The sequence below is a fragment of the Rossellomorea sp. FS2 genome (assembly GCF_047915635.1).
GTDB lineage: Bacteria > Bacillota > Bacilli > Bacillales > Bacillaceae_B > Rossellomorea > Rossellomorea marisflavi_A.
Genome location: NZ_JBLRVS010000007.1, coordinates 1 through 1,690 on the forward strand (window position 1 = coordinate 1; position 1,690 = coordinate 1,690).

The window sequence follows — 1,690 nt, forward strand, 5'->3', positions numbered from 1 at the left end:
GTCGAGCGCTTCTTTCAAAGCGACCCTTACTATGTTACAGTATTTCTCGTTTGTTGTCAACACTTTTTTTGAAAAGTTTTTGACGATCATTGCCTCAGCAACAATTACTAGCTTACCAATTAACTTCGCAGAAGTCAACTTCTTTTTAAAACTTTCTCAAAAATTTTTTTAAAAGAAAATGGCTCCGCAGGCAAGATTCGAACTTGCGACCGATCGGTTAACAGCCGATAGCTCTACCACTGAGCTACTGCGGAATGGTAGATGGTGGGCCTAAGTGGACTCGAACCACCGACCTCACGCTTATCAGGCGTGCGCTCTAACCAGCTGAGCTATAGGCCCGCATGAAAATAAATTGGAGCGGGTGATGGGAATCGAACCCACGACATCAGCTTGGAAGGCTGAGGTTTTACCATTAAACTACACCCGCATGTTAAATTGAAAATGGTACCGGTGGCCGGGGTCGAACCGGCACTCCTTACGGAACACGATTTTGAGTCGTGCGCGTCTGCCTATTCCGCCACACCGGCAGGTGCTAAAAAATAAAATTGGAGGCGGTAACCGGATTTGAACCGATGGTGAAGGTTTTGCAGACCTCTGCCTTACCACTTGGCTATACCGCCTTATTGGCTGGGCTAGCTGGATTCGAACCAACGCATGTCGCAGTCAAAGTGCGATGCCTTACCGCTTGGCTATAGCCCAATAATATGGGGCGACTGATGGGAATCGAACCCACGAATGCCGGAACCACAATCCGGTGCGTTAACCACTTCGCCACAATCGCCATGTGTTTTTTTGGCAGGGGCAGTAGGAATCGAACCCACACCAAAGGTTTTGGAGACCTTCGTTCTACCGTTAAACTATGCCCCTATATAGATCGTTCTATACTTGAACCTAGTTCAAGAAAACAAATGGTGGAGGGGGGCAGATTCGAACTGCCGAACCCGAAGGAGCGGATTTACAGTCCGCCGCGTTTAGCCACTTCGCTACCCCTCCATCAATGGTGGCTCAGGACGGAATCGAACCGCCGACACATGGATTTTCAGTCCATTGCTCTACCAACTGAGCTACTGAGCCATTAAAGGTCTTTGTTACATATAAGAATATAAATGGCGGTCCGGACGGGACTCGAACCCGCGACCTCCTGCGTGACAGGCAGGCATTCTAACCAACTGAACTACCGGACCAACTTTTTTTCGCGTTAGCGAAAATAAAGATCAATGTTCTTTTCGACAGCAAATCCTGCTATCAATGTCACTACATCCCGATCCTCTCGGATCAAAACGGTATTGCGGGGACAGGATTTGAACCTGCGACCTTCGGGTTATGAGCCCGACGAGCTACCGAACTGCTCCACCCCGCGACGATAAAAGATGAAAGGAATTATGGAGGAGGAAGGGGGATTCGAACCCCCGCGGGCTTTGACACCCCTGTCGGTTTTCAAGACCGATCCCTTCAGCCGGACTTGGGTATTCCTCCGTATGTATAAATGGACCCTGCAGGACTCGAACCTGCGACCGGACGGTTATGAGCCGTCTGCTCTAACCAACTGAGCTAAGGGTCCAAAGCATAACCGTATGTAAATAGCGGCGGAGGGGATCGAACCCCCGACCTCACGGGTATGAACCGTACGCTCTAGCCAGCTGAGCTACACCGCCATGATGAATAAACTATGTCTTCGATCAAAGGATCG

General features: G+C 49.6%; 15 tRNA genes. All 15 read right to left on the minus strand.

Annotation, left to right across the window (positions count from 1 at the left end):
• Window positions 1–179: 179 nt before the first annotated feature.
• Window positions 180–254: transfer RNA gene (locus ACNA6I_RS19430), tRNA-Asn, on the minus strand.
• Window positions 255–262: 8 nt separating this feature from the next.
• A tRNA-Ile gene (locus ACNA6I_RS19435) sits at window positions 263–339 on the minus strand.
• A gap of 14 nt (window positions 340–353) precedes the next feature.
• Window positions 354–427, minus strand: a tRNA-Gly gene (locus ACNA6I_RS19440).
• Between the two features lie 15 nt (window positions 428–442).
• Window positions 443–527 (minus strand) — tRNA-Leu (locus ACNA6I_RS19445).
• Window positions 528–546: 19 nt separating this feature from the next.
• A tRNA-Cys gene (locus tag ACNA6I_RS19450) sits at window positions 547–620 on the minus strand.
• Window positions 621–624: 4 nt separating this feature from the next.
• Window positions 625–699, minus strand: a tRNA-Gln gene (locus ACNA6I_RS19455).
• A 6-nt stretch (window positions 700–705) separates the two neighbouring features.
• Window positions 706–781: transfer RNA gene (locus tag ACNA6I_RS19460), tRNA-His, on the minus strand.
• A gap of 12 nt (window positions 782–793) precedes the next feature.
• Window positions 794–867 (minus strand) — tRNA-Trp (locus ACNA6I_RS19465).
• Window positions 868–909: 42 nt separating this feature from the next.
• A tRNA-Tyr gene (locus ACNA6I_RS19470) sits at window positions 910–993 on the minus strand.
• 5 nt (window positions 994–998) lie between these two features.
• Window positions 999–1,074, minus strand: a tRNA-Phe gene (locus ACNA6I_RS19475).
• 33 nt (window positions 1,075–1,107) lie between these two features.
• A tRNA-Asp gene (locus ACNA6I_RS19480) sits at window positions 1,108–1,184 on the minus strand.
• Window positions 1,185–1,286: 102 nt separating this feature from the next.
• A tRNA-Met gene (locus ACNA6I_RS19485) sits at window positions 1,287–1,360 on the minus strand.
• A 23-nt stretch (window positions 1,361–1,383) separates the two neighbouring features.
• Window positions 1,384–1,476 (minus strand) — tRNA-Ser (locus ACNA6I_RS19490).
• Between the two features lie 11 nt (window positions 1,477–1,487).
• A tRNA-Ile gene (locus ACNA6I_RS19495) sits at window positions 1,488–1,561 on the minus strand.
• A 20-nt stretch (window positions 1,562–1,581) separates the two neighbouring features.
• A tRNA-Met gene (locus ACNA6I_RS19500) sits at window positions 1,582–1,655 on the minus strand.
• Window positions 1,656–1,690: the final 35 nt, after the last annotated feature.